Source organism: Paenibacillus sp. OAS669, assembly GCF_014873645.1.
GTDB classification, from domain to species: domain Bacteria; phylum Bacillota; class Bacilli; order Paenibacillales; family NBRC-103111; genus Paenibacillus_S; species Paenibacillus_S vulneris.
Genome location: NZ_JADBDR010000007.1, coordinates 85,781 through 106,065, shown reverse-complemented (window position 1 = coordinate 106,065; position 20,285 = coordinate 85,781). Strand labels below are relative to the sequence as shown.

At 52.2% G+C, this 20,285-nt stretch carries 18 protein-coding genes; 15 read left to right on the top strand and 3 right to left on the bottom strand.

Annotated elements, in window-relative coordinates; genetic code table 11:
* The first annotated feature begins 2 nt into the window (after nucleotides 1–2).
* The 7 genes from GGC63_RS16925 (at nucleotide 3) to GGC63_RS16895 (ending at nucleotide 7,073) form a co-directional block, all read left to right on the top strand.
* A complete protein-coding gene (locus GGC63_RS16925; RefSeq protein WP_192703288.1) occupies nucleotides 3–824 on the top strand; it encodes an ABC transporter permease in 822 nt (273 codons plus the stop codon).
* A 6-nt stretch (nucleotides 825–830) separates the two neighbouring features.
* Complete coding sequence (locus GGC63_RS16920) at nucleotides 831–1,619, top strand: ABC transporter permease (RefSeq protein ID WP_079913671.1); 789 nt, start codon at nucleotides 831–833, stop codon at nucleotides 1,617–1,619.
* Nucleotides 1,620–1,634: 15 nt separating this feature from the next.
* Entirely contained in the window at nucleotides 1,635–2,699 is a 1,065-nt protein-coding gene (locus GGC63_RS16915) for an ABC transporter ATP-binding protein (RefSeq protein ID WP_192703287.1), read from the top strand.
* 23 nt (nucleotides 2,700–2,722) lie between these two features.
* Nucleotides 2,723–4,435: an adenine deaminase gene (locus tag GGC63_RS16910; RefSeq protein ID WP_192703286.1), complete on the top strand. Its 1,713-nt coding sequence runs from the start codon at nucleotides 2,723–2,725 to the stop codon at nucleotides 4,433–4,435.
* 345 nt (nucleotides 4,436–4,780) lie between these two features.
* Nucleotides 4,781–5,461, top strand: a complete 681-nt coding sequence (locus tag GGC63_RS16905) for a GNAT family N-acetyltransferase (protein WP_192703285.1) — start codon at nucleotides 4,781–4,783, stop codon at nucleotides 5,459–5,461.
* 119 nt (nucleotides 5,462–5,580) lie between these two features.
* Nucleotides 5,581–5,871, top strand: coding sequence for a hypothetical protein (locus tag GGC63_RS16900; protein ID WP_192703284.1), 291 nt, complete (start codon nucleotides 5,581–5,583; stop codon nucleotides 5,869–5,871).
* A 221-nt stretch (nucleotides 5,872–6,092) separates the two neighbouring features.
* Nucleotides 6,093–7,073, top strand: coding sequence for a hypothetical protein (locus tag GGC63_RS16895; RefSeq protein WP_192703283.1), 981 nt, complete (start codon nucleotides 6,093–6,095; stop codon nucleotides 7,071–7,073).
* A 67-nt stretch (nucleotides 7,074–7,140) separates the two neighbouring features.
* Here the strand turns inward: GGC63_RS16895 and GGC63_RS16890 are convergent, their stop codons facing one another.
* Nucleotides 7,141–7,950: a copper amine oxidase N-terminal domain-containing protein gene (locus tag GGC63_RS16890; RefSeq protein ID WP_192703282.1), complete on the bottom strand. Its 810-nt coding sequence runs from the start codon at nucleotides 7,948–7,950 to the stop codon at nucleotides 7,141–7,143.
* 321 nt (nucleotides 7,951–8,271) lie between these two features.
* Here GGC63_RS16890 and GGC63_RS16885 point away from each other — a divergent pair, with 321 nt between their 5' ends.
* The 6 genes from GGC63_RS16885 to GGC63_RS16860 all read left to right on the top strand — a co-directional run bounded on the left by GGC63_RS16885 (nucleotide 8,272) and on the right by GGC63_RS16860 (nucleotide 15,261).
* On the top strand, nucleotides 8,272–9,090 hold the full coding sequence (locus GGC63_RS16885; RefSeq protein ID WP_192703281.1) for a glycosyltransferase family 2 protein: 819 nt from the start codon (nucleotides 8,272–8,274) through the stop codon (nucleotides 9,088–9,090).
* A gap of 38 nt (nucleotides 9,091–9,128) precedes the next feature.
* Nucleotides 9,129–10,898 carry a DNA helicase RecQ gene (recQ, locus tag GGC63_RS16880; RefSeq protein WP_079913777.1) on the top strand — a complete coding sequence of 590 codons (1,770 nt, stop codon included), beginning with the start codon at nucleotides 9,129–9,131 and terminating at the stop codon, nucleotides 10,896–10,898.
* 15 nt (nucleotides 10,899–10,913) lie between these two features.
* On the top strand, nucleotides 10,914–11,579 hold the full coding sequence (rnhA, locus tag GGC63_RS16875) for a ribonuclease H (protein ID WP_192703280.1): 666 nt from the start codon (nucleotides 10,914–10,916) through the stop codon (nucleotides 11,577–11,579).
* Between the two features lie 222 nt (nucleotides 11,580–11,801).
* Entirely contained in the window at nucleotides 11,802–12,752 is a 951-nt protein-coding gene (corA, locus tag GGC63_RS16870; protein ID WP_412973874.1) for a magnesium/cobalt transporter CorA, read from the top strand.
* 197 nt (nucleotides 12,753–12,949) lie between these two features.
* A complete protein-coding gene (locus GGC63_RS16865) occupies nucleotides 12,950–14,404 on the top strand; it encodes a SulP family inorganic anion transporter (RefSeq protein ID WP_192703279.1) in 1,455 nt (484 codons plus the stop codon).
* Between the two features lie 80 nt (nucleotides 14,405–14,484).
* Nucleotides 14,485–15,261 carry a DUF554 domain-containing protein gene (locus GGC63_RS16860; RefSeq protein WP_192703278.1) on the top strand — a complete coding sequence of 259 codons (777 nt, stop codon included), beginning with the start codon at nucleotides 14,485–14,487 and terminating at the stop codon, nucleotides 15,259–15,261.
* A gap of 262 nt (nucleotides 15,262–15,523) precedes the next feature.
* Here the strand turns inward: GGC63_RS16860 and GGC63_RS16855 are convergent, their stop codons facing one another.
* Entirely contained in the window at nucleotides 15,524–16,183 is a 660-nt protein-coding gene (locus GGC63_RS16855; protein WP_192703277.1) for a thiamine diphosphokinase, read from the bottom strand.
* Between the two features lie 326 nt (nucleotides 16,184–16,509).
* On the opposite strand from GGC63_RS16855, the gene GGC63_RS16850 reads away from it, so the two are divergent.
* Both GGC63_RS16850 and GGC63_RS16845 read left to right on the top strand, forming a co-directional pair.
* Nucleotides 16,510–17,508, top strand: coding sequence for an SGNH/GDSL hydrolase family protein (locus tag GGC63_RS16850; protein ID WP_192703276.1), 999 nt, complete (start codon nucleotides 16,510–16,512; stop codon nucleotides 17,506–17,508).
* Between the two features lie 175 nt (nucleotides 17,509–17,683).
* Complete coding sequence (locus GGC63_RS16845; RefSeq protein ID WP_192703275.1) at nucleotides 17,684–18,622, top strand: MBL fold metallo-hydrolase; 939 nt, start codon at nucleotides 17,684–17,686, stop codon at nucleotides 18,620–18,622.
* Nucleotides 18,623–18,742: 120 nt separating this feature from the next.
* Here the strand turns inward: GGC63_RS16845 and GGC63_RS16840 are convergent, their stop codons facing one another.
* The gene (locus tag GGC63_RS16840; RefSeq protein WP_192703274.1) at nucleotides 18,743–19,897 is read right to left on the bottom strand and encodes a virulence factor; all 1,155 of its coding nucleotides are present in this window, start codon (nucleotides 19,895–19,897) and stop codon (nucleotides 18,743–18,745) included.
* Nucleotides 19,898–20,285 lie beyond the last annotated feature (388 nt).

Sequence of the window (20,285 nt, the reverse complement as noted above, 5' to 3'; positions counted from 1 at the left end):
ACATGAAGAAAAAGGTTTACTATGTATTATTGCTGCCGGGATTTTTGTTTCTACTGTTCTTTATGCTGATCCCGATTATCATGACGATAGGGTCCACCTTTTTTCAGGAGGGCCGATTTACGCTTGAAGGCTATCTTCATTTCTTTAAAGACCCGTACTTTCTCAAAATACTGTGGACGACGTTGGAGGTCAGCATTGTAACGACGCTCATATGCATCCTGCTCGGCTTTCCGGTGGCGTACTACATTTCCAAGCAAAGCGTGAGGAAAAAGGGCATATTGCTCGCGCTCGCGATTTTTCCGCTCCTTACAAGCTCTGTCGTCCGTTCCTTCAGCTGGATGATCGTGCTCGGGAAAAAAGGGCTGCTTAACAACACGCTGCTGGCAATCGGGATCATCCGGGAGCCGCTGGATATTTTGTATACGCCGGTGGCGATGATGATCGGTCTGATTCATTTATTCCTGCCTTTGATTATCATTACGCTGGTAGGCGTTATGGAGAACATTGACCCGGATCTGATCAAAGCGGCGGAAAGTCTTGGCGCGCCCCGCTTTACCGCGTTCCGCAAGGTCATCGTGCCGCTCAGTATTCCCGGCTTGATCATCGGGAGCATCCTGGTGTTCGTTGGCAGCTTGACGGCCTACACGACGCCGGCCTTGCTTGGAGGCAAGCAGAAGGTCATCTCGACCTTCCTGTATCAGAATGCGATTACATTAAACGATTGGTACTTGGCCTCCGTCATCGCTACGATCATGATTGCTATTACCTTTATCATCATCGGGATAATGAATAAAATGGCCAATAAATTCAATCCGAAGGAGTAGAAACGTATGCAGGAGAACAATCGAGGGCTTGGCCTGTTTACGCTTCTGGTCTACGCATTTTTGCTGGGTCCTCTCCTCATTATTGCCGCCGCTTCCTTCGATCCGGGAACGGTATTGAAATTTCCGCCGCAGGGCTTTTCGTTCAAATGGTATGAAAATATTTTCAAAGTCAAAATGTTCATGGAGACGTTCAAGACCTCCATTTTCGTATCGCTGCTAGGCAATGTGTTCGCGCTCCTTCTCGGGGTGCCGGCCGCTTACGCCTTAAGCAGGTTTCAGTTCAAGGGCAAGGATGCGCTGAATGCGGTATTCATCTCGCCCGTGCTCATTCCGGGTATCGTGCTCGGCTTTACGATGCTGAAGTATCTGATCATCACGTATCATCTGCCGATCTACTTGTCCCTGCTGTTCGGACATACGGTCATTATGCTGCCTTTCATTATCCGTGTCATCGCGTCCAGCTTGTCGAACTTTGATTTCTCCGTCGAGGAAGCGGCCTTGAGCTTGGGTGCGGGGCATCTGGCGACCTTCTTCAAGGTGGTGCTCCCGAACATCAAGTCGGGGATTATTGCGGCCGTGCTGATCGCCTTCCTGGAATCGTTTAACAACGTGGATATTTCTGTATTCATGACCGGTCCTGGTGTCAGTACGCTGCCGATCCAAATGCTGACGTATGTGGAGAACCATTTTGACGCGACGATTGCCGCCATTTCGGTGCTGCTTATGATTTTTACGGCGGTCCTTATGTTCATTATCGAACGGATTATGGGCTTGTCCTACTTTACAAAACGATAACGGGGGATTGGATCCATGGCATTGCTATCCTTGGAAAACGTATCGGTTGCCTACGAGCAAAATGTGATATTGAAGGATTTTAATTTGAATATTGAAAAAGGCGAGCTTATCTCGCTGCTGGGCCCGAGCGGCTGCGGCAAAACGACGACGCTGCGTCTTATCGCAGGTTTCCTGGAGGCCAAAGACGGCAAGTTTATGCTCGGCGGCAAGGATTACACACGGGTGCCGGTGAATAAACGGAACTTCGGCTTCGTGTTCCAGAGCTATGCGCTGTTCCCGCATTTGTCCGTATACGATAATGTGGCATTCGGGCTGCGGCTTAGAAAAGTGAACGAGTCGGAAATTAAGAAAAGAGTGCACCACATTCTGGAGGTTGTCAGTCTGACGGGCTTCGAGAAACGGTTCCCCAAAGCGCTGTCCGGCGGACAGAAGCAGCGGGTAGCCATTGCGCGGGCGCTCGTTATCGAGCCGGATCTGCTGCTCTTCGATGAGCCGCTCAGTAACCTGGATGCGAACCTGAGAATTAATATGCGCGTCGAAATCCGCCGCATTCAGCAGGAGCTCGGGATCACCACGGTCTATGTATCCCATGACCAGGAGGAGTGCTTCTCGATCTCCGATCAGGTGGCGATAATGAACAAAGGGATTATCGAGCAGCTGGATAGTCCGGCCGCCATCTTCAAATACCCGAAGACGGAATTCGTCGCACGGTTTATCGGATTTAATAATTTCATTCATTTTGACGAACGGCATGATCAAGGCGCGGAAGTCGAGTTGAAGGTCAAGGACCTGGTATTCCACGTTGCGAAGCATCTCGGGAACAATGCCGGCGGCAGCCTCAAGGGAGCTATCCGTCCGGATGACGTCATTATGGGGACAGCCGAAGAGATTCCTGCCGAGGGAACAAACCGTCTCCCGGGCCGCGTGAAGGTCAGCACCTTCCTGGGCCGAAGCTATCAATATGTAGTGGAAACTGCTCTCGGTGACTTTACGGTCAACAAGGAGATGGAGCTTCCTTATGTCAACGGCAGAGAGGTTCGCCTGCTGTTCCCTGCTGAAAAATTGGTTTTAGTGGAGTAACGTGCTACTTGGGAGGTACCGTCATGCGAGTCGATTTATTCATCAAGAACGTAAACATTTATAACAGTTACTTCAAAACCTTCATTCCAGGCAATGCCGCTATTCTGGACGGCAGATTTCTATACATCGGCGAGCGGGGCGAAGACAGCTTCGACGCCGGTCAAGTCGTCGACGGCCAGGGACGCTATATGATCCCTGGTCTCGTAGACATCCATCTGCACATCGAGAGCACGATGGTTACGCCGGAGACCTTCTCCTACGGCTTGATCCGCAACGGCGTGACGACCATCGTGCCGGAGCCTCACGAAATGGCCAACGTCTTCGGGCTCCAGGGCGTTACCGAGATGATTCGGGCGAGCGAGCACTGCGTAGCCGATATGTTCTATGCCATTCCGAGCTCGGTGCCTGCGACGTCCATGGAGACAACGGGCGGTGCGATGGAGATCGAGGACATGGATGCCTTGATGCAGACGGAGACGATCGCCTGCTTGGGCGAGATCATGAACTATGTGGACGTCATTAACGATCCGGATTGCAAGACGAATCGAATCTTAAAGCATATACGTGCGAAGTATCCGAAGCTGGTCATTGAAGGGCATGTGCCGAAGCTGCTGGATTTGGAATTGCAGCAGATCATCTATGCGGGAATCGATTCGGATCATACGCATCAATCGATTGAAGGTATGGAGGCGCGGATCGCCGCGGGCATGTTCATCGAAATTCAGGAGAAATCGATGACCGAGGAAGTCATGCAGTATTTGATCGAACGGGATGTCGCCGAGCATTTTTGCTTCGTCACCGATGATGTGATGCCGGATTCGTTCCAGCGTCGGGGCCACCTGAACCATATCGTTCGCAAGGCGATTCAGATGGGAATGCCGCCGGAGAGAGCGATCTACGCGGCGACCTTCACACCGGCCCGCAGAATGAAGCTAAGCGACCGCGGAGCGGTGGCTCCGGGCAAGATTGCCGATTTCTCCCTGGTGTCCGATCTCGAAGAATTGACCATAGGTCAGGTATATAAAAACGGGCGCAAAGTGTACGACGCGCAGGAGGAATACCTTCCGCAAGGTCATCGACATCCGTTCCCTTCCCATTTTTACCAAAGTGTGAAGCTGTCTCTCTTGGCGGAATCGGACTTTGCCATCCATACGGATGCCAAGGATGGAGACCATAAAGCCAGAGTGATGCTGGTCAAGAACGGCTCTACGTTTACCGAGGAGCATCACGCAGAGGTTGCGGTAAGCGGCGGTGAAGTCCGCTGGGAAGACAGCGGCTATGGTCTGATCGCCACCTTCGACCGCTACGGCAAAACCGGCGGCCGTGCTTACGGCCTGATCGGCGGAGATACGATCAAGCGCGGCGCGATCGCCACGACCTATTCCCACGACAACCATAACCTGCTGGTTGTCGGGCACAGCCGCGCCGACATGATGCTTGCGGCTAATGAAGTGATCCGCAATCAAGGCGGTTTCTGCGTCGTGGAGAACGGGCAGATACTGGCGAGCCTGCATCTGCCGGTCGGGGGCATCCTGACCGAGGAGCCGCTTGAGAAGACAGCTGCCGAGGTTCAGCAGCTTCGCGAAGCCATGGAAGCGCTGGGCTACAATCATTACAACCCGATCATGTCGATAAGCACTCATTCCTTGCCGGTCAGCCCGGCTTTGAAAATAACGGATTACGGCCTTATTGATGTCAACCGGGGTAAGGTCGTGCCTCTGCTAGTAGAAGAATAAAAAAAAGAACCTGACGGTTTTTCGTCAGGTTCGGTTGTCGCGAAGCCGGCTAATCAGAAGATAGCCAATGGATGGAGGTGAGGTGTCCCCTGAAGGAGCGCTAGCGTCCGCCTTTGAAACCCGTGAAAATACCACTAAATATAATGACATTTCACGGGTTTCAACAGTGGCCGGAAGGGGATATCTCACCGGAGTCGCACATGGTATCTGAAGCTTCGCAGGCTTTCTCAACAGACTCGAGCCTGACCGTTAACGTCAGGTTCTTTTTTCTCCCCCCAAACCATTTGGAAATGCTCCTATTCCATTATATACTAGCCTTATGCTATCAAGATGGGAGTGGATATCATGGAATATCATCGTATTACGAATATAGCGGATCCGTATTTCAAGCAGATGCACGAGCTGATGCAGACGGTATTTCCGCCGGAGGAAGTGCTGGAATTCTCCCTGTGGGAGGAGCCGCTGCAGGACGAAGGCATCCGGGTGTTCGTAGCCATTCATGAAGGACAAGTCGTCGGCGCTACCGAGTATCGCTATTATGAGGATATGCAAGTGGCCATGACCGACTTTACGATCATCGGACGCGAAGGGCTGGGCATCGGACCCTTCCTGGTCAAACGCCGGATGGAGGATCTGCAGTCGCTCGTCCGCCAGAGCGGCGGCAAGCTGATCGGCATGTTCGCCGAAATTTACAACCCGTACCTGGCCGAAGATCACGGCTTCGGCGGCGTGAAGCCGATGAATCCGTTCGTCCGCCGGGAAGTGCTTGCTCACCTCGGCTACCGCAGGCTCGATCTCGCCTATGTGCATCCGTCGTGGCATAATGACGGGGCCGCAGTGCAGGAGCTGGATCTTGGATTTATGCCTATTGGCGAGGATGCCGATGCGGTGGAAGCGATCCCCGCGAGCTTAATCAGCGGCTTCCTGGAAAGGTACTATACCGTGCTTCCCAATAAACCGGAAGCTTGGTATGAAATGATTGCACAATTAAAGCAGCGTGAGCAAGTCCGCTTGCTTCCTATGTAAGAAAAAAACGGCTCTTGAGCTTGGAAGCTCAGGGGCTGTTTTTTTTGTTATGGCACAAAAACAATAATTCCTATATAATAACTATGAATTAATTATTCCAAAATGGAGGGATCCTTGTCATGAAGCAGAAGTATTGTCCCCATTGCTCGGAGCCTTGCTCGGTCTATGAATTCACTTGCGTACATTGTGGAGAGGAACTGGCCGAGAACGGCTATTTCATCGACTCATTAACGTATTGGGACGTACAGAAGCCGACTCATCCGGCCCGAATTCTGCTTTCCTTGACTCTGGTAAGCGCCTCTGCCATTGCTGCTTCGCTCCTGCGTCTGCCTGTCGTTTTTTACGCAGGGCTTGCGGCCGCGGCGGTGTATTACACCACGGCGAAATCTGCATCAGCCGAATCCCGATAGTTTGAATAATACGAATCTGCTCCTCTGCCGCCGGCAGAGGATTTTTTTCACAAAGTCCTAAAAAGCAGCTTCAAAGAAGCCATAGATAGCCCAACTTGGCAGGTATGTTTTTTTTGTGTGGTGCAATAAATTTTCCTGGAACGGTTGGAACCCTATTCCAATTCGCTGCGTCTTATTCATGATGAGAACTCCAATGGCGGGGCGGAGGCTGCAGCGGCTGTATGAACAGGAAACATTTTATTCGTATTTGCAAAGGTGTGCTTTTAGGGTGCGCGATCATTTTTCTTACGGGGACTTCCTACTTATTTCCGCTCATAGGATCAGGCGAAGTGACTGCCGTTGGCATCGCCGGAGGGCTGCCGTCTGCAGAGAAGCCGGAGCCTTTTAACATCACCGACCCGAAGGAGAAGGCCGTTATATTGAAAATAACGGAATGGCTGAACCAATCGGAAGCCGTAGACGGTCCGATACATTTTGGCAGGCATGGCTATCCTAACGTATTGGAATTTAAGCTGACGAATAATCGAATGGTTGTGGTGGAACCCGCTTATCGCTGCAAGCAGCAGCGCCAGCCGGACGGGAGTCTGTTAAGGCAATGCAACCCGGTCAAAGGCGAAATTATCGTCACCACGCCCAATTACAAACGGGTGCGGTACAAATCGCCGCTTCTCTATCATTGGCTTCAGGAAGGATGGACCCGGGAAGAACGAAGAAATCCGAACCAACCTGTCGGACCCTTGATAGAGAAGGATTTGGAGGAGAACCGAAGCTTTGCCAGGCAGCTCGGGACGGAGGTGCAGGTCGCGGCTCGCGAGGGCAAGCTGCCCGGATTTGCCGGCAGCTATATCGATAGTGAAGCAGGGCAGCTATTCGTCGGTCTGATCGATGGATATGAGGACACGCGTCAAGCGATCATCCGCATGGCTGCGCATCCGGAGCTCCTGCAGTTCTTTGACGCGCAATTTACGGAGGAGGAGCTCAAGGCCCGAATGACCCGTCTGAATGCAGAGCTTCCTTCACTGCAGAAGAAGGGCTTCAAAGTTCATGATTACGGCATCTCCATTCGGTTGAACCGGTTGGAAGTGAATGTGCCGGAGAGAAACGAGAAGACCTTGAGGCTGCTGACACAGGTTATCGCTCCGGAGTATCTTAAGATTAACGTAACGAAACCATGGAAATATATGACAGGAAATCATCTGTGACCAAGCAATGAAGGACAATAATAAAAGGTCCTCGGGATCTCCCGGGGACCTGTATTTTTTGACGGAGCTACTGAGCCTCCATGAAAGGCTTTTTGTCCTTCAATTCATAAGTCATGCCTGACGTTGGGGTGCTTAGCAGCCACTGGCCTGCAGAATCCTTGTAGACCTGGCATTTGAACTCGTAAACAGCGGACTCCGTAGGCGAGATCGTAATACCGCTGCCATTTTTCACTGCCTTGGAAATAGTGAATGCGGCATCAAAAGTGACGGTAGCGGAGCTTCCGCTGGCATCCATGACGATGCTGGCTATAGTGAGCTCATTCTTCTTAATCCCGTCCGCTCCTGTTATCGACATGGCAGTTTGGGTGAAGCTGCTGCTCTGCGCCATGTTGTCTATCAGCTTGCGAATGGTTTGTTCCGTATCGGTCTTCGGAAATGAGATATTGACCGTTCGGGTGTCGCCGTTCCAGGAGACATCCGCGCCGGCGGCTTCACTCACGAACCGCAGCGGAATGTACGTGCTGCCATCCTTTATTTTTGGAGAAACCTCCAGGTTGTGCAAATTTTGATTAACCGCGGCCGTACCTTTGTTGATGGTCAGCGTAAGGCTAAGGTCACCCTTCTTGGCAGTTGCGGTTTGTGTACTCTGATCCCATGAAACCGTGAAGCCAAGCTTTTCGAACAAAGCGCGCATAGGCACCATCGTGTTGCCGTTCTCGATATACGGCTGCTGGTCCCAATTGACTTTATCCTGCTGCAAATAGACTTGAATCGGTGCAGCGTCTTGAGCATTCGCCATAATCGGATAATCGAACGGCAGCAGCATGGAGACGAACAGGGCAAGGTGTGAAAACCGTTTTTTCGTTAACCAAGACATAAGAACATTCCTCCTGGCTCTAGTTGTATTTGTCGACGTTCTATAGGATTCGTGAAATTCAGTGTTTATCGGGCTGCCTATGTCATGATTTGTATGTTTGTGCCATTCCGCATCTAATAGGACTTCCACGTCCGCTGCGGAAATCCTTTTGGCAAATGAGTCCAAAATCGTAAAATGGTAAAAAAGGCTTGAAGGAGAGAAAGCTGGAAAAGGTTATTGCGGCAGTTTCCCTTTAGCTTTTTTTCTGGTATCTTGACAATAGCAGCTTTTGAGCAAAGAAGCACTAGGGAACGTCAGGTAAATGAGGGAGGCAGACCGGGTATGATGGAACAACCGCTCGTTTCGGTCATTATTCCAACCTATAATCGGCTCGATAGTGTATGTGAGCTGTTGGAATCGCTGTACAGGCAGACTTACCGCGCTTTGCAAATCATTATTGTGAATGATGCGGGAGAATCGGTACGATCCGCTGAAGCCTTATACCCGGAGCTCGATGTAACGATCGTGGATCTGGAGCATAACGCCAAGCATGTGCATGCAAGGAATCAGGGACTCGCTTACGCCCGGGGCGAATATATTTTGCTGTGTGACGATGACGATCTGCTGCTGCCGATGCATGTGGAGCGCATGATGGCGGCTATTGCGGATGCGGATATGGTATACTCCGATGTAGAAATATTCGATTATGTGCTCGAAGGGGTAACGCGGCGCGCAACCAAGCGGTTTGTGTTCGCTTATGAGCATGATGAAGCGGCAATGCGGAAATTCTCGACGTTCGTCTCTTCGGGCTGCTTGTACCGCAAAAGCTTGCACGATCGGATCGGGTTATTCGATGCGGATATGTACCATTATTGGGACTGGGATTTTTTCTTAAGGGCATCCGAGAACGGACGGGTTAAACGGGTGCCTGTAGCAAGCGCCCTCTACGCTTTTTCCCAAAGCGGAGGGAATATGTCCGGTGCACACGAGGACATGCGGCCTTATTTGGATCGGCTGTCCGCCAAGCACGGATTGGGCTACCTGCCTACCAAAAATTTCTTCCTCTTGCTGGAGGAGCCTGAAATGCAGAGCCGCAGAGCAGCAACGGAAATCGTATGGGACGGCGAACCGATCGTTTCTCGTAGAGCCCGGACAGAGTAAGTTTATAAGTTTAAAAGGGGGAGCGCAGTTTGGCGGGCATGATGGAACGGGCTGAAAGAGTGCTCAAATCATATTACGGCTACGGAGCGTTTAGGGACGGTCAGAAAAAAGTCATTCAAAGCATATTGGACAGGCAGGATACGCTTGGTATTATGCCAACCGGTGGAGGAAAATCGATCTGCTACCAGGTGCCTGCCATGTTGATGCAAGGAACGACGATCGTCATTTCTCCGCTGATCTCTCTAATGAAGGATCAGGTTGACGGACTGGACAGCATAGGGGTCCCGGCAACCTATATTAACAGCTCCTTAACCTATGCGCAGGTGGAGGTTCGGATCCGCAAGGCAAGCCGGGGAGAGTACAAGCTATTGTATGTGGCGCCTGAGCGGCTCGAATCCGAGCGCTTCATCGATTTGATGACGGAGCTGGAAGTGCCTATGATAGCGGTGGACGAGGCTCACTGTGTATCGCAGTGGGGACATGATTTCCGGCCGAGCTACCTTGCTATCAGCAGGCTGGTGGAGCATTTGCCGAATCGGCCGATTGTTGCTGCCTTCACGGCGACGGCAACCGACCAGGTACGGGATGACATTGTCAAGCATTTGCAGCTTCGCGAGCCGGATTTGCACGTAACGGGCTTTGCCCGGGAGAATCTGTCCTTCTCGGTTATCAAGGGCGAGAACAAGCGCGATGTCATGCTGGATTATATTCGTGAGCATAAGGATGAAGTAGGCATTGTGTACGCTGCCACACGCAAGGAAGTGGACAATCTGTATGAGCTGCTTCGCAAACAGAGAGTGCCTGTGGGCAAGTATCATGCCGGCTTGAGCGATACGGAGCGCGCGATGGCGCAGGAGAAGTTTCTATACGACGAGATTCGGGTCATAGTGGCCAGCAACGCGTTCGGTATGGGCATAGACAAATCCAACGTCCGTTATGTGATCCACTACAATATGCCCAAAAACATGGAAGCTTATTATCAGGAAGCAGGGCGGGCAGGCCGGGACGGTGAGCCCAGCGAATGCTTGCTGCTGTTCAGTCCTCAGGATATTCATATTCAGAAGTTTCTGATCGAGCAATCTATCAGTGACCCGGGCAGGCAAGCGCAGGAATACCGCCGGCTGCAGCAAATGGCCGATTACTGCCATACGACGCAATGTCTTCAAGGTTATATCGTACGGTATTTTGGCGATGATTGTGAGGATTGCGGGAGATGCAGTAACTGCAGCACGGAAAGGCAGCTGACGGATATTACCGTCGAGGCGCAAAAAATCTTTTCCTGCGTGCGGCGGATGAAGGAACGGTTCGGAGCGACCATGGTGGCCTCCGTGCTTAAGGGCTCCCGCAACAAGAAGGTGCTGGAGCTTGGCTTCAACGAGCTGAGCACGTATGGCTTATTAAAGGACCGCACGGAAAAGGAAATCGTCGATCTGATTCAGCTTCTGGTAGCGGAAGGGTATCTGCTGATTACCGAAGGCAAATATCCGGTGCTAAGGCTTCAGGCCAAAGCCCAGGCTGTATTGTCCGGCGGAGAGCAGGTCATTCAGAAGATGCGCATCCGTACCGAGCCTGCGGCGAAGGATGTGGAGGCGGAGCTGTTCGATCAGCTGCGCAGCCTGCGCACGGAAATTGCCAAGAAGGAGGGCATTCCTCCTTATATTGTGTTTCCCGACAGCACGCTTAGGGAGATGTGCGGCGTGAAGCCGACCAATCCGGCCGCGATGCTCAAGATCAAGGGCGTCGGCGAAGCGAAGTTTTTCAAGTACGGGGCGTATTTCATCGAATTTTTCAAAAACCACAACGGATAGTAGGGGCGATAGCGAGTGGCCAAATCAAAGTATTATGTCGTATGGGAAGGAAAAGTGCCCGGTATTTACACTACATGGGCCGAATGCCAGGCGCAGACGAACGGCTACCCGCAGGCGCGCTTCAAAGCCTACGAGAGCGAGGCGGAAGCCAAAGCCGCCATGGCGCGCGGCTGGAAGGCCTCCTTCGCAGCTGCCAATGGAGCCAAAGGCGGCTCGGCCTCTTCGTCTTCCGCGGGAGCCCGCAAGGCTGCCGGTGGTGGCACTGCCAAGCCTGAGGCGGATCTGGACAGCCTCTCGGTCGACGTCGGCAGCAGAGGGAATCCCGGCATTGTCGAGTACAAAGGCGTATACACCCGGACAGGTGAGGTGGTTTTCCAGCATCCTCCTATATCGAAGGGAACGAACAATTTAGGAGAATTTCTTGCGATTGTGCACGCACTGGCTTATTTGAAGCAAAAGGGCAGCAGCATGACGATCTACAGCGACTCGGTGACAGCCATTAGCTGGGTCCGCAAGAAGGAGGTCGCGACCAATCTGCCGCGGGATGCTTCCACGCAGGAGATATGGACGCTGGTGGACCGAGCATTAGCCTGGCTGAAAAGCAATACGTACAGCAACAAGATCCTCAAGTGGGATACCAAAGCATGGGGAGAAATTAAAGCGGACTACGGACGGAAGTAACGGCCGCGTTACATTGGGGAAGGTGCCTCAGCCAAAAAAGGCTGAGGTTTTTTGTTGCAGGAGATATCACTGGTGCCTGCACCCCATCAGCGGTCACCCGACTCTCTCCGCACTTCATTTTTCCTATGCCTTCCGTAAAATCGCCACATAATGGGTATTATGATAGTAACCAGATTGAATGAAGTTCGGTGCCATCATAATAACGAAAAAGGGTGACTGCCTTTGATACGAATACTCATGTATACGGAAAGCGAAGGAATCGTGGAAAACCATTCCTTGCAGGAGCTCAACCGGGCGGATGTGCGATGGTTTTGGGTCGACTTTGACCGTCCGACCGAGGAGGAAGCGAAGGAGCTGCATGATTTTTTTCATTTTCATCCGCTTGCCATCGAGGATTGCTTTCATCTCCTGCAGCGCCCCAAGCTGGATTATTATGAGAATGTTCAATTTTTCGTGCTTCACGCCATCAATGAGCTGACCTTGGGCGCGGAAGAGGTCGATATGTTCCTGGGCGACCGTTACGTCGTGTCCTTTCATTTCGGACAGCTTAGGGCGGTGGATGAAGCATGGGAGAGAATTAAGGAAACCAAGCAGGTGGAGGAGCTCAATCATCTTTACTGCGCATATCTGGTGATGGACCATTTGGTTGACCAATATTTCCCTTGTGTCTACCAGATCGAAGACCAGCTTAACGAGATCGAAAGCAATACGAGCAATAAATCGATAGAGAGGCTGATGAGCGAAACGTTCGAGGTTCGTTCCAAGCTGTTGAAGCTGCGGCGTACGATCTTTCCTATGCGCGACCTTCTTTATCGCGTTATCAGCTCGGAGAGGATTATGGGGCTGAAGGATCAGGTATTCTTTTTCTCGGACATTTACGATCATCTGCTCAAGCTTTCGGAAATATTGGAATCGAATCGGGATGTAACTGCGGATTTACGGGACAGCTACATTTCGCTGAATTCCAACCGGATGAACAATATTATGAAAACCCTCACGGTCATTACCACGATCTTTATGCCGTTAACTTTTATTGCGGGCATCTACGGAATGAATTTTCACAATATGCCGGAGCTGGGATGGTCTTGGGGTTATTATGCCGTGCTGGCCTTGATGTTCGGAATCGGGATCGGCATGTTCTTATGGTTCCGTCACAAGGGCTGGTTCAAATGATAGCTGCGTAATATCGAGAAAAATGGAGGGAATCCGGCCTTAAATGCAGCTGATGGCGGTATTCCGTCTCTTATGCTTGATCAAGAAGGTGAAAGATTCCTTGCAACCGTTTATAATCTAGGGCAGTGACTATCGGCCCCGGCAATCCTGAGAGTGGAGCGCCAATAAGAGAAGAACGGAATAGGAGAGGATTTTTCTTGTTTTTTGAACGGGTAAAACAAGGCTTTTTTAGTAATGTCCGAAACGATATTTTGTCCGGACTAACGGTTGCTTTTGCCTTAATTCCGGAAGCGATCGCGTTTTCCATTATGGCGGGCGTGGACCCTATGGTCGGGTTGTACGCTTCCTTCACCATTGCCGTGACCATATCGATTGTAGGCGGCCGTCCAGGGATGATCTCTGCGGCAACCGGAGCAATGGCCTCCTTGATGGGGCCGATTATAGCCAAGTACGGGCTGGATTATTTGTTTGCCGCGACCCTGTTAACCGGGGTTTTGCAATGGATACTGGGCGCATGCAAAATGGGGCGGTTCATCACCTTCGTTCCTCAATCGGTAATTGTGGGATTTGTTAATGCGCTGGCCATCATTATCTTTATGGCGCAGCTTCCTAACTTTGTCGGGGCAACGTGGGTCATGTATTTGATGGTTGCGGGTACGCTGGCCATTATTTATTTGCTGCCTCGTATCACGAAAACCGTCCCTTCCGCGCTGGTTGCTATCATTGTCATGACGATCGTTACGATCGCTACGGGAGCCGATCTGCGCACGGTCGGAGATATGGGAGAGATCCGTCAGGCGCTGCCTCTGTTCCACATCCCGCAGGTGCCGTTGACGCTGGGAACTCTGCTGACCCTGCTGCCTTATTCGCTGGCGCTGGCTGTCGTAGGAATGACCGAAACGCTGTTAACAGCGACAATTGTGGATGAGATGACGGAAACGAAGAGCAACAAAAACCGCGAAATCCGCGGGCAAGGAATCGCCAACATTGTAACGGGCTTTTTTGGAGGCATGGCAGGCTGTGCAATGATCGGACAAACCGTCATTAATGTCAGATCGGGAGGAAGGACGAGGTTGTCCACTTTCGTGGCAGGGATGTTCTTGCTGTTCCTGATCATGGTGCTGGGAGACGTCGTGAAGCAGATTCCGATGGCGGCCCTTGTTGGGGTTATGTTTATGGTGTCCATCGGAACGTTCGATTGGAATTCGATTCGAACCATCGGGAAAATTCCCCGCGGTGACGCCATTGTCATGGTATTGACGGTTGCGATTGTCGTGGCGACCTCCGATTTGGCGATCGGGGTGGTTGCAGGTGTCATTCTGAGTGCCGTCCATTTCGGCTGGAAAATGGCCCGCCTGCGCTGCAGCACCTCTACGAATGAGAACGGGCATAAGGTGTATGCCATTACCGGGCAGTTGTTCTTCGGAACGATGATGCATTTTGTTGATTTATTCGACTATTCGGCAGATCCCGAGCACATTGTGGTGGACTTGAGCGCATCTCACGTCTGGGATCATTCGGCGGTAACTGCCTTATCCAAGGTCACCCAAAAATATGCCGCGATAGGCAAGAAGGTCACCCTCGTAGGACTAAACTCCGAGAGCCGCAAAATCATTGATCGGGTCGGGCTTTCCGGCGGCTCCATTCATTAATGCCATCAAATATTCATTCATATAGTATTTGCATTTATGACATCTAAGAGAAAACACAGAATGAGAGGTTCGGATCGGGCATGGCCTTATTGGGGACGATAGTCAACGCGGCGGCAATATTGATCGGCGGTATGCTCGGTCTTGTGCTGAACCGGATGAGTCAGGGAATTCGCAGCACCGTGATGCAGGGGATCGGCATGGCCTTGATAGCCCTAGGCTTGTCCATGACGCTGAAATCCAGCAATTTTTTGCTGATTGCTGTAAGTCTTGTTTTGGGCGGAATTATCGGCGAATTGCTGCAGCTGGAAAAAGGCTTGGAGAAGCTTGGGCATCAGCTTGAAAAGGGAGTCCATGCTTTATCGCGTATCGGTAGAAGCGGCCAAGGACGGTTAGGCGGCAGGAATAGCCTGGAGGATAAGGGCGGGGAAATGAAGCAGGGGCGGATTGCGACCGGCTTCGTCAACACGACGCTGATCTACTGCGTTGGAGCGATGGCGATCCTGGGAGCGCTGGAAAGCGGCCTGCGCGGTGAGCATGATATTTTGTTCACGAAGGCCATGCTGGACGGATTCATGGCGATTATTTTTGCCTCCACCATGGGGGTTGGCGTCTTGTTCTCGGCGATTCCCGTGTTTGTCTACCAGGGGGCCATAGCGCTGGCGGCGGCCGGGATCGCTTCTATGCTTCAGCAGGATATGCTGAATGAGATCATCGCCCAAATAACGGCGGTCGGAGGCATCCTCATCATGGGGATCGGGGTGAATTTGCTGGAGCTTCGCAAAATCAATGTGGCGAATCTGCTTCCTTCCCTGGTGGTGGCTGCTTTGGTGGTGCCGGTTATGGATTGGATCGGGTGAAAAGAGCCCCTTAGGAAGGGTAGGGTTGTTGAGAAACCTGAAAATCTGGAAAATTTGCTGCGGTACCCCGGTGGGATATCTCCCTCCGGTCGCTGTTGTTCTCGGGAAACTTTGATTATATTCGCATTATTTAGCGGGAATTTCCCGAGAACAAAGGCGAACGCTAACGCTCCTACAGGAGATACCCCACTTATCACTTTTGGCATTTTCCGTATGACAACAACCCGGAGCCCCTCAGAAAGGGGCTCTTTTGTATAGGTAGTTATTCAGGGACATCGCTGCTTTCGATGACCAGGAGAAGTCCGGAGGTGATAGTAATCACGCCGACGGGCTCGATCAGCACATTGCTGATACCGAGCGATTGTCCTATCGTCAAGGTCGCATTGTGAAGAGGATATTGGAAGCCTTCCAAGGTTATGCCGGCAACCTCCATACTGAGGGGGAGCAAAGAGACGTTGCTGTGCCGTCCCTTGTGAAGCTTCAAGGGCTCACGGCTGTCCATCAGCCGGATCCGGTTATGGGCGTCGGCAATATAACAGGAGACGCCGGCCAACAATGCTTTACGAAGCAAATGGAGATTCGCCAGCGAATGATCCCAGCGCGTACCGAGTACGCCGCACAGGACGACTTCTTGCGGATGCTGCTCCAGCGCCCAGTTCAGGGCCATCTCGGTATCGGTCAAATCCTTCATCACCGGATCACAGCTGATGAACTGCTTGCTTTCCCGTTGGATCCGCAAAAGGTCCTCTGGAGTGACCGAATCAAAATCACCCAGAGCCAGATCGGGGATGATATCATGCTGCAGCAGGAAGAGGGCTCCTTTATCGGCTCCGATTATGAGGTCTCCCGCTTGGATGAGCCGCAGCGCCCATGGGCCGAGATGTCCACCGGAATATATAAGAATGCGGGAAGTGTTCGTCATCTTTGGTTTGTTCCTTTCTGTATAGACAGCTAATCGTTCTATCCATTTTAACATATACGATCTTGGCGATATAGAAACAGAGGATTCAAAACGCATATATCCTTTTCTAAATGAAGGTGTACAGCTTTCATCGTTCTATGATAATGTTAACGTGTGCATCTAATGAATGCCGCAATGAAAATGTATGCTTTTTCTCAACAGGATACCATTTATCGATTCAGGGCTCACCGCACAGTACGAGTAAGCATCAGGCCAAGACACCGCTTTGCGGGCAGTCAGCAGCCCGTCCTTTCAGTCAGCCATTTCAAGTACAGGAGGAAGCAAGGATGAGAATTGAAGAGATAGCCGCTAAAGGGCTTTTCGCCAATGCGATTCGTTGGATACATACGGAGGAAGGCTTAATGCCGGTCCGATTTACGGAGCGACAGATGGAGCTGTACAGCAGGGAGGAAAGATTCCATATCCGCAGTCATTGTCCGGCGGGCATTTGCCTGGATTTTGTATCGGATACGACCTCCATTGAAATCAATTATTCACTTGGCAGCGCGGTTCGTAAATGGGCTAATTATGATATTTATATAGATGGAGTGATGGCGGCGAGCTTGGGTGCCGATACGCTGGAGCAGGATCTAGGCAGGATTGCCTATGAGCTGCATGCAGGAATGCAGAACGGGCAGCCGAGAAGATGGACAATCTATTTGCCGCAAAATACGATGGTGGCAATTCAGTCGCTGAAGCTCTCGGAAGGGGCAGCCGTTGAAGCCGCTGAGCCTTATAAGCGCAATCTGCTGTGCCTGGGAGATTCGATCACTCAGGGGATGGATGCAAGGAAGCCGTCCTCCACCTATGCCGTGCTGCTGTCCCGGGCGCTTGAAATGAACCTTTTGAATCATGGGGTGGGCGGATATGTATTCGATGCGGATAGCCTGGATGAGAGCTTGCCATACAAGCCGGATCTTGTGACAGTCGCTTATGGAACGAATGACTGGGGCCGATTCGAGACATTGGACGTATTCCGGCGGCAATGCTTCGGATTTATAGACAAGGCTGCCAAGCTCTATGCTGGGGTTCCAATCTATGTGCTGACTCCGTATTGGAGAGCCGATCAGGACAAGGAGGTTCCGATGGGGACGATGCAAGAGCTGAGCGACACGATACGTGAGGTTTGTCAGCCTTATTCGAACATAACGGTAGTGGATGGGCAGAAGCTGATCCCGCATTTGCCGACCTTGTTCGGGGATGCTTATTTGCATCCGAACGATGAAGGTTTTTTGCACATAGCTATGAACCTGTTCAAGCAAATAGCGGCGAACGGACATTGCTGATTCTCCCGATGTTCCACCACGGCAGGACCTTCCTAACTTGCCCGCAGAGCTGCGGCTCTGTGGTTTTGCACGGAGCCGGAGTAAGCGGTATAGTAGAATGAGAATGGTTTTTTCATGCTATCTAGTCAGCTCGTGAAGGTTCGGCGAAAAGATAAAGGGCAGGGCGGAGGAGTCTATGGCGGGAAAACGATACGAGAATATGAATGGGGTCAAAAACCTGAAGGGCTTCAAGGAGATTCGGCAGTGGCAAAGAGAGCGGAAGGCAAAGGTGAAGGATTTGTCTTACACGGTCCCGGCCGCAGAGCATAAACAAATCGATTATTTGCGCAGCAACCGGCAGGATACGACGATCACTTGGATCGGCCATTCCTCTTTTCTTATTCAGCTTGGGGGGATGAATCTTCTGACGGATCCGGTATGGGCCAAACGGATGGGCTTTGCCAAAAGATTGGCGCCCCCGGGCTTGCACATGGAGGAGCTGCCTCCGATCGATGCGGTGCTGCTCTCGCACAGCCATTACGATCATATGGATATGCGTTCGCTGCGCGATTTCAAAACCGCCCAGCTATTCGTGCCGGAGGGACTCGGCAGCAAGCTGCGGGCCCGAGGCTTTGCTCGCGTCACGGAGCTCAGCTGGTGGGGGCATGCGCAGCTCGGGAGCCTCGAGCTGCATTTTGTTCCGGCGCAGCATTGGACGCGCCGTACGCTGTGGGACACCAACCGCTCCCATTGGGGCGGCTGGGTCCTTCAGCCCGCGCAGCGAAGCGGAGAGCGCGAGGCGATTTATTTTGCCGGGGACAGCGGCTACTTCCCCGGATTTCGGCAGATCGGCGAGCGCTTCGCGATCCGCTATGCTTTGATGCCCATCGGCGCCTATGAGCCCGAGTGGTTTATGTCTATGCAGCACGTCACGCCGGAGGAGGCCGTGCAAGCCTTCCTCGACGTGCAGGGGGAGATATTCATCCCGATGCACTACGGTGCCTTCCGGCTGGCGGACGATACCCCGCGCGAGGCGCTGGATCGACTCATGGCGGAATGGCAGCGGCGGGAGCTTCCCGAGCAGGCGCTGCGCATTCTCCTGCATGGCGAGACGCTAAAGCAAGAAACCCCCTAGGATGCCTAGGGGGCTTCTTGCTTTTAACCACATACAATATTAATGCATTGAACCGTTACGCGGTTCATGCCATCTAGCCAATGCTGTGGCTCGAGCATCCGGGTTTCTCCTGCTGCAAGCCTACTCTTTGCCTTCCTTGCGGCTTTCCGTCATTTGCTGCCATACCGAGCCCGCCGCTTCCTCGCCACGCTCGATTCTTTCCAAGGCGATCTTGGCTTGAAGCTGTACTTCAAACTCCGGATCGTTGGAAGCCTTACGCAGCGCCTCTATGGCGGATTCGTCCCCCACCTCGTAGAGGAAGCGGGCCGCACGCCAGCGAACGAGCTTGTTTTTGTCGCTCAAGGCTTCCATCATGGGACCGATAGCTGCCGGGTCGCCCAGATCGGATAAGGTATCCCCGGCTGTACGGCGAACCGCTGCGGTAGAATCCTTGAGTGCCTGGAACAAATAAGGCAGCGCCTCCGATTGGCGCAGGTCGCCCAGATAGACGACGGCCAGACGCCGGATCGACGCGTTATCGTCGGACAACGCCTTGGCCAGCAGCGGCAGAGCTTCCATAGTCGGCTCGAAGCGCTCTAAAGCGGCGTAACGCTGCTTCCAATCCTCGGACTGGAATTGCTCTTCCAACTCGGACAAGGATAAGGGAGCAGGCCGTGCGGGCGGCGGGGGAGCAACCTGAGCACTACTGCCCTGCTCTATGGCCTGCTTCACCAGCTCATCGAGCCGTTCCTCAGTGTAGGAGGCTTCCAATTCGCTGACGATTTCCGCTGCGATCTCCTCCAGCTCCCCATAACGAACCCCGAACTCCTCCAGCTTCCGTTCTCTAATCATCGATGAGCCAGCAGCCCGCTGAACCGCATCACTGAAGATAGCAGGGAGTGCGGATCGTACCTCTCTGTCGCCGGTCTTGACACGTACCTGAATCGGAATTCCCCGATACATTTGGACCAGCACTTGAGCTTCTCCGAAGCTTGTCGAAGGGCCTGCCGCTTGTTCGGCTGACGGACCTTCACCGCTGTCCGTTTGCAGCAGCTGTCTTGCCGAAGCAAGAATGGCGGCCCAATCAGCGCTCGGCTTGCGATCGAGTGCGATGAAATCCGCGGTCCGGAACAGGCTGCGCACTCCTTCGATAGCCAATAAGCTTTTGAGCGGCTCGGGCGCTTCCCCGGCCTGGCTGGATGTATAGGTCAGCCGCACGCCCCGCGGCAGCACTTCATCCACATTAAGCTTCATGGAATTGGGACTTGGCGTCGGTTCTATAGAAATAAGCTTCATAAGGAAACCTCCGAAGATGATAGTTAGTTTCTTCCCTTTCAGTTTAACTTATTTTGGGCTTCGATGCGAACGAAGGAGGGCGGAACCTTCACTATTTTTACATCATTTTTGAAAACCCCTAATGAAACAAAAAAGTCCAAGCATCCTGCGGCAGAATACGGCAGGAGAAGGACGGATCAGCAAAAATTTATGGTTGTAGATAAATGCTTGTTCTGGATATGATTAGGAAGAATGCAAATCCTGCGGGAACCGGCAGGTATCTGCGCAGGACTCATCACAAGGAAGTTGGCTATTGAACTTGGAAAACTATGAAGGCATACATGGCTTTTTGGTCCATGGAACGAAAAATGAAAGGCGGGGGAACGATTGAGAGCGGTTGAGAATGAAG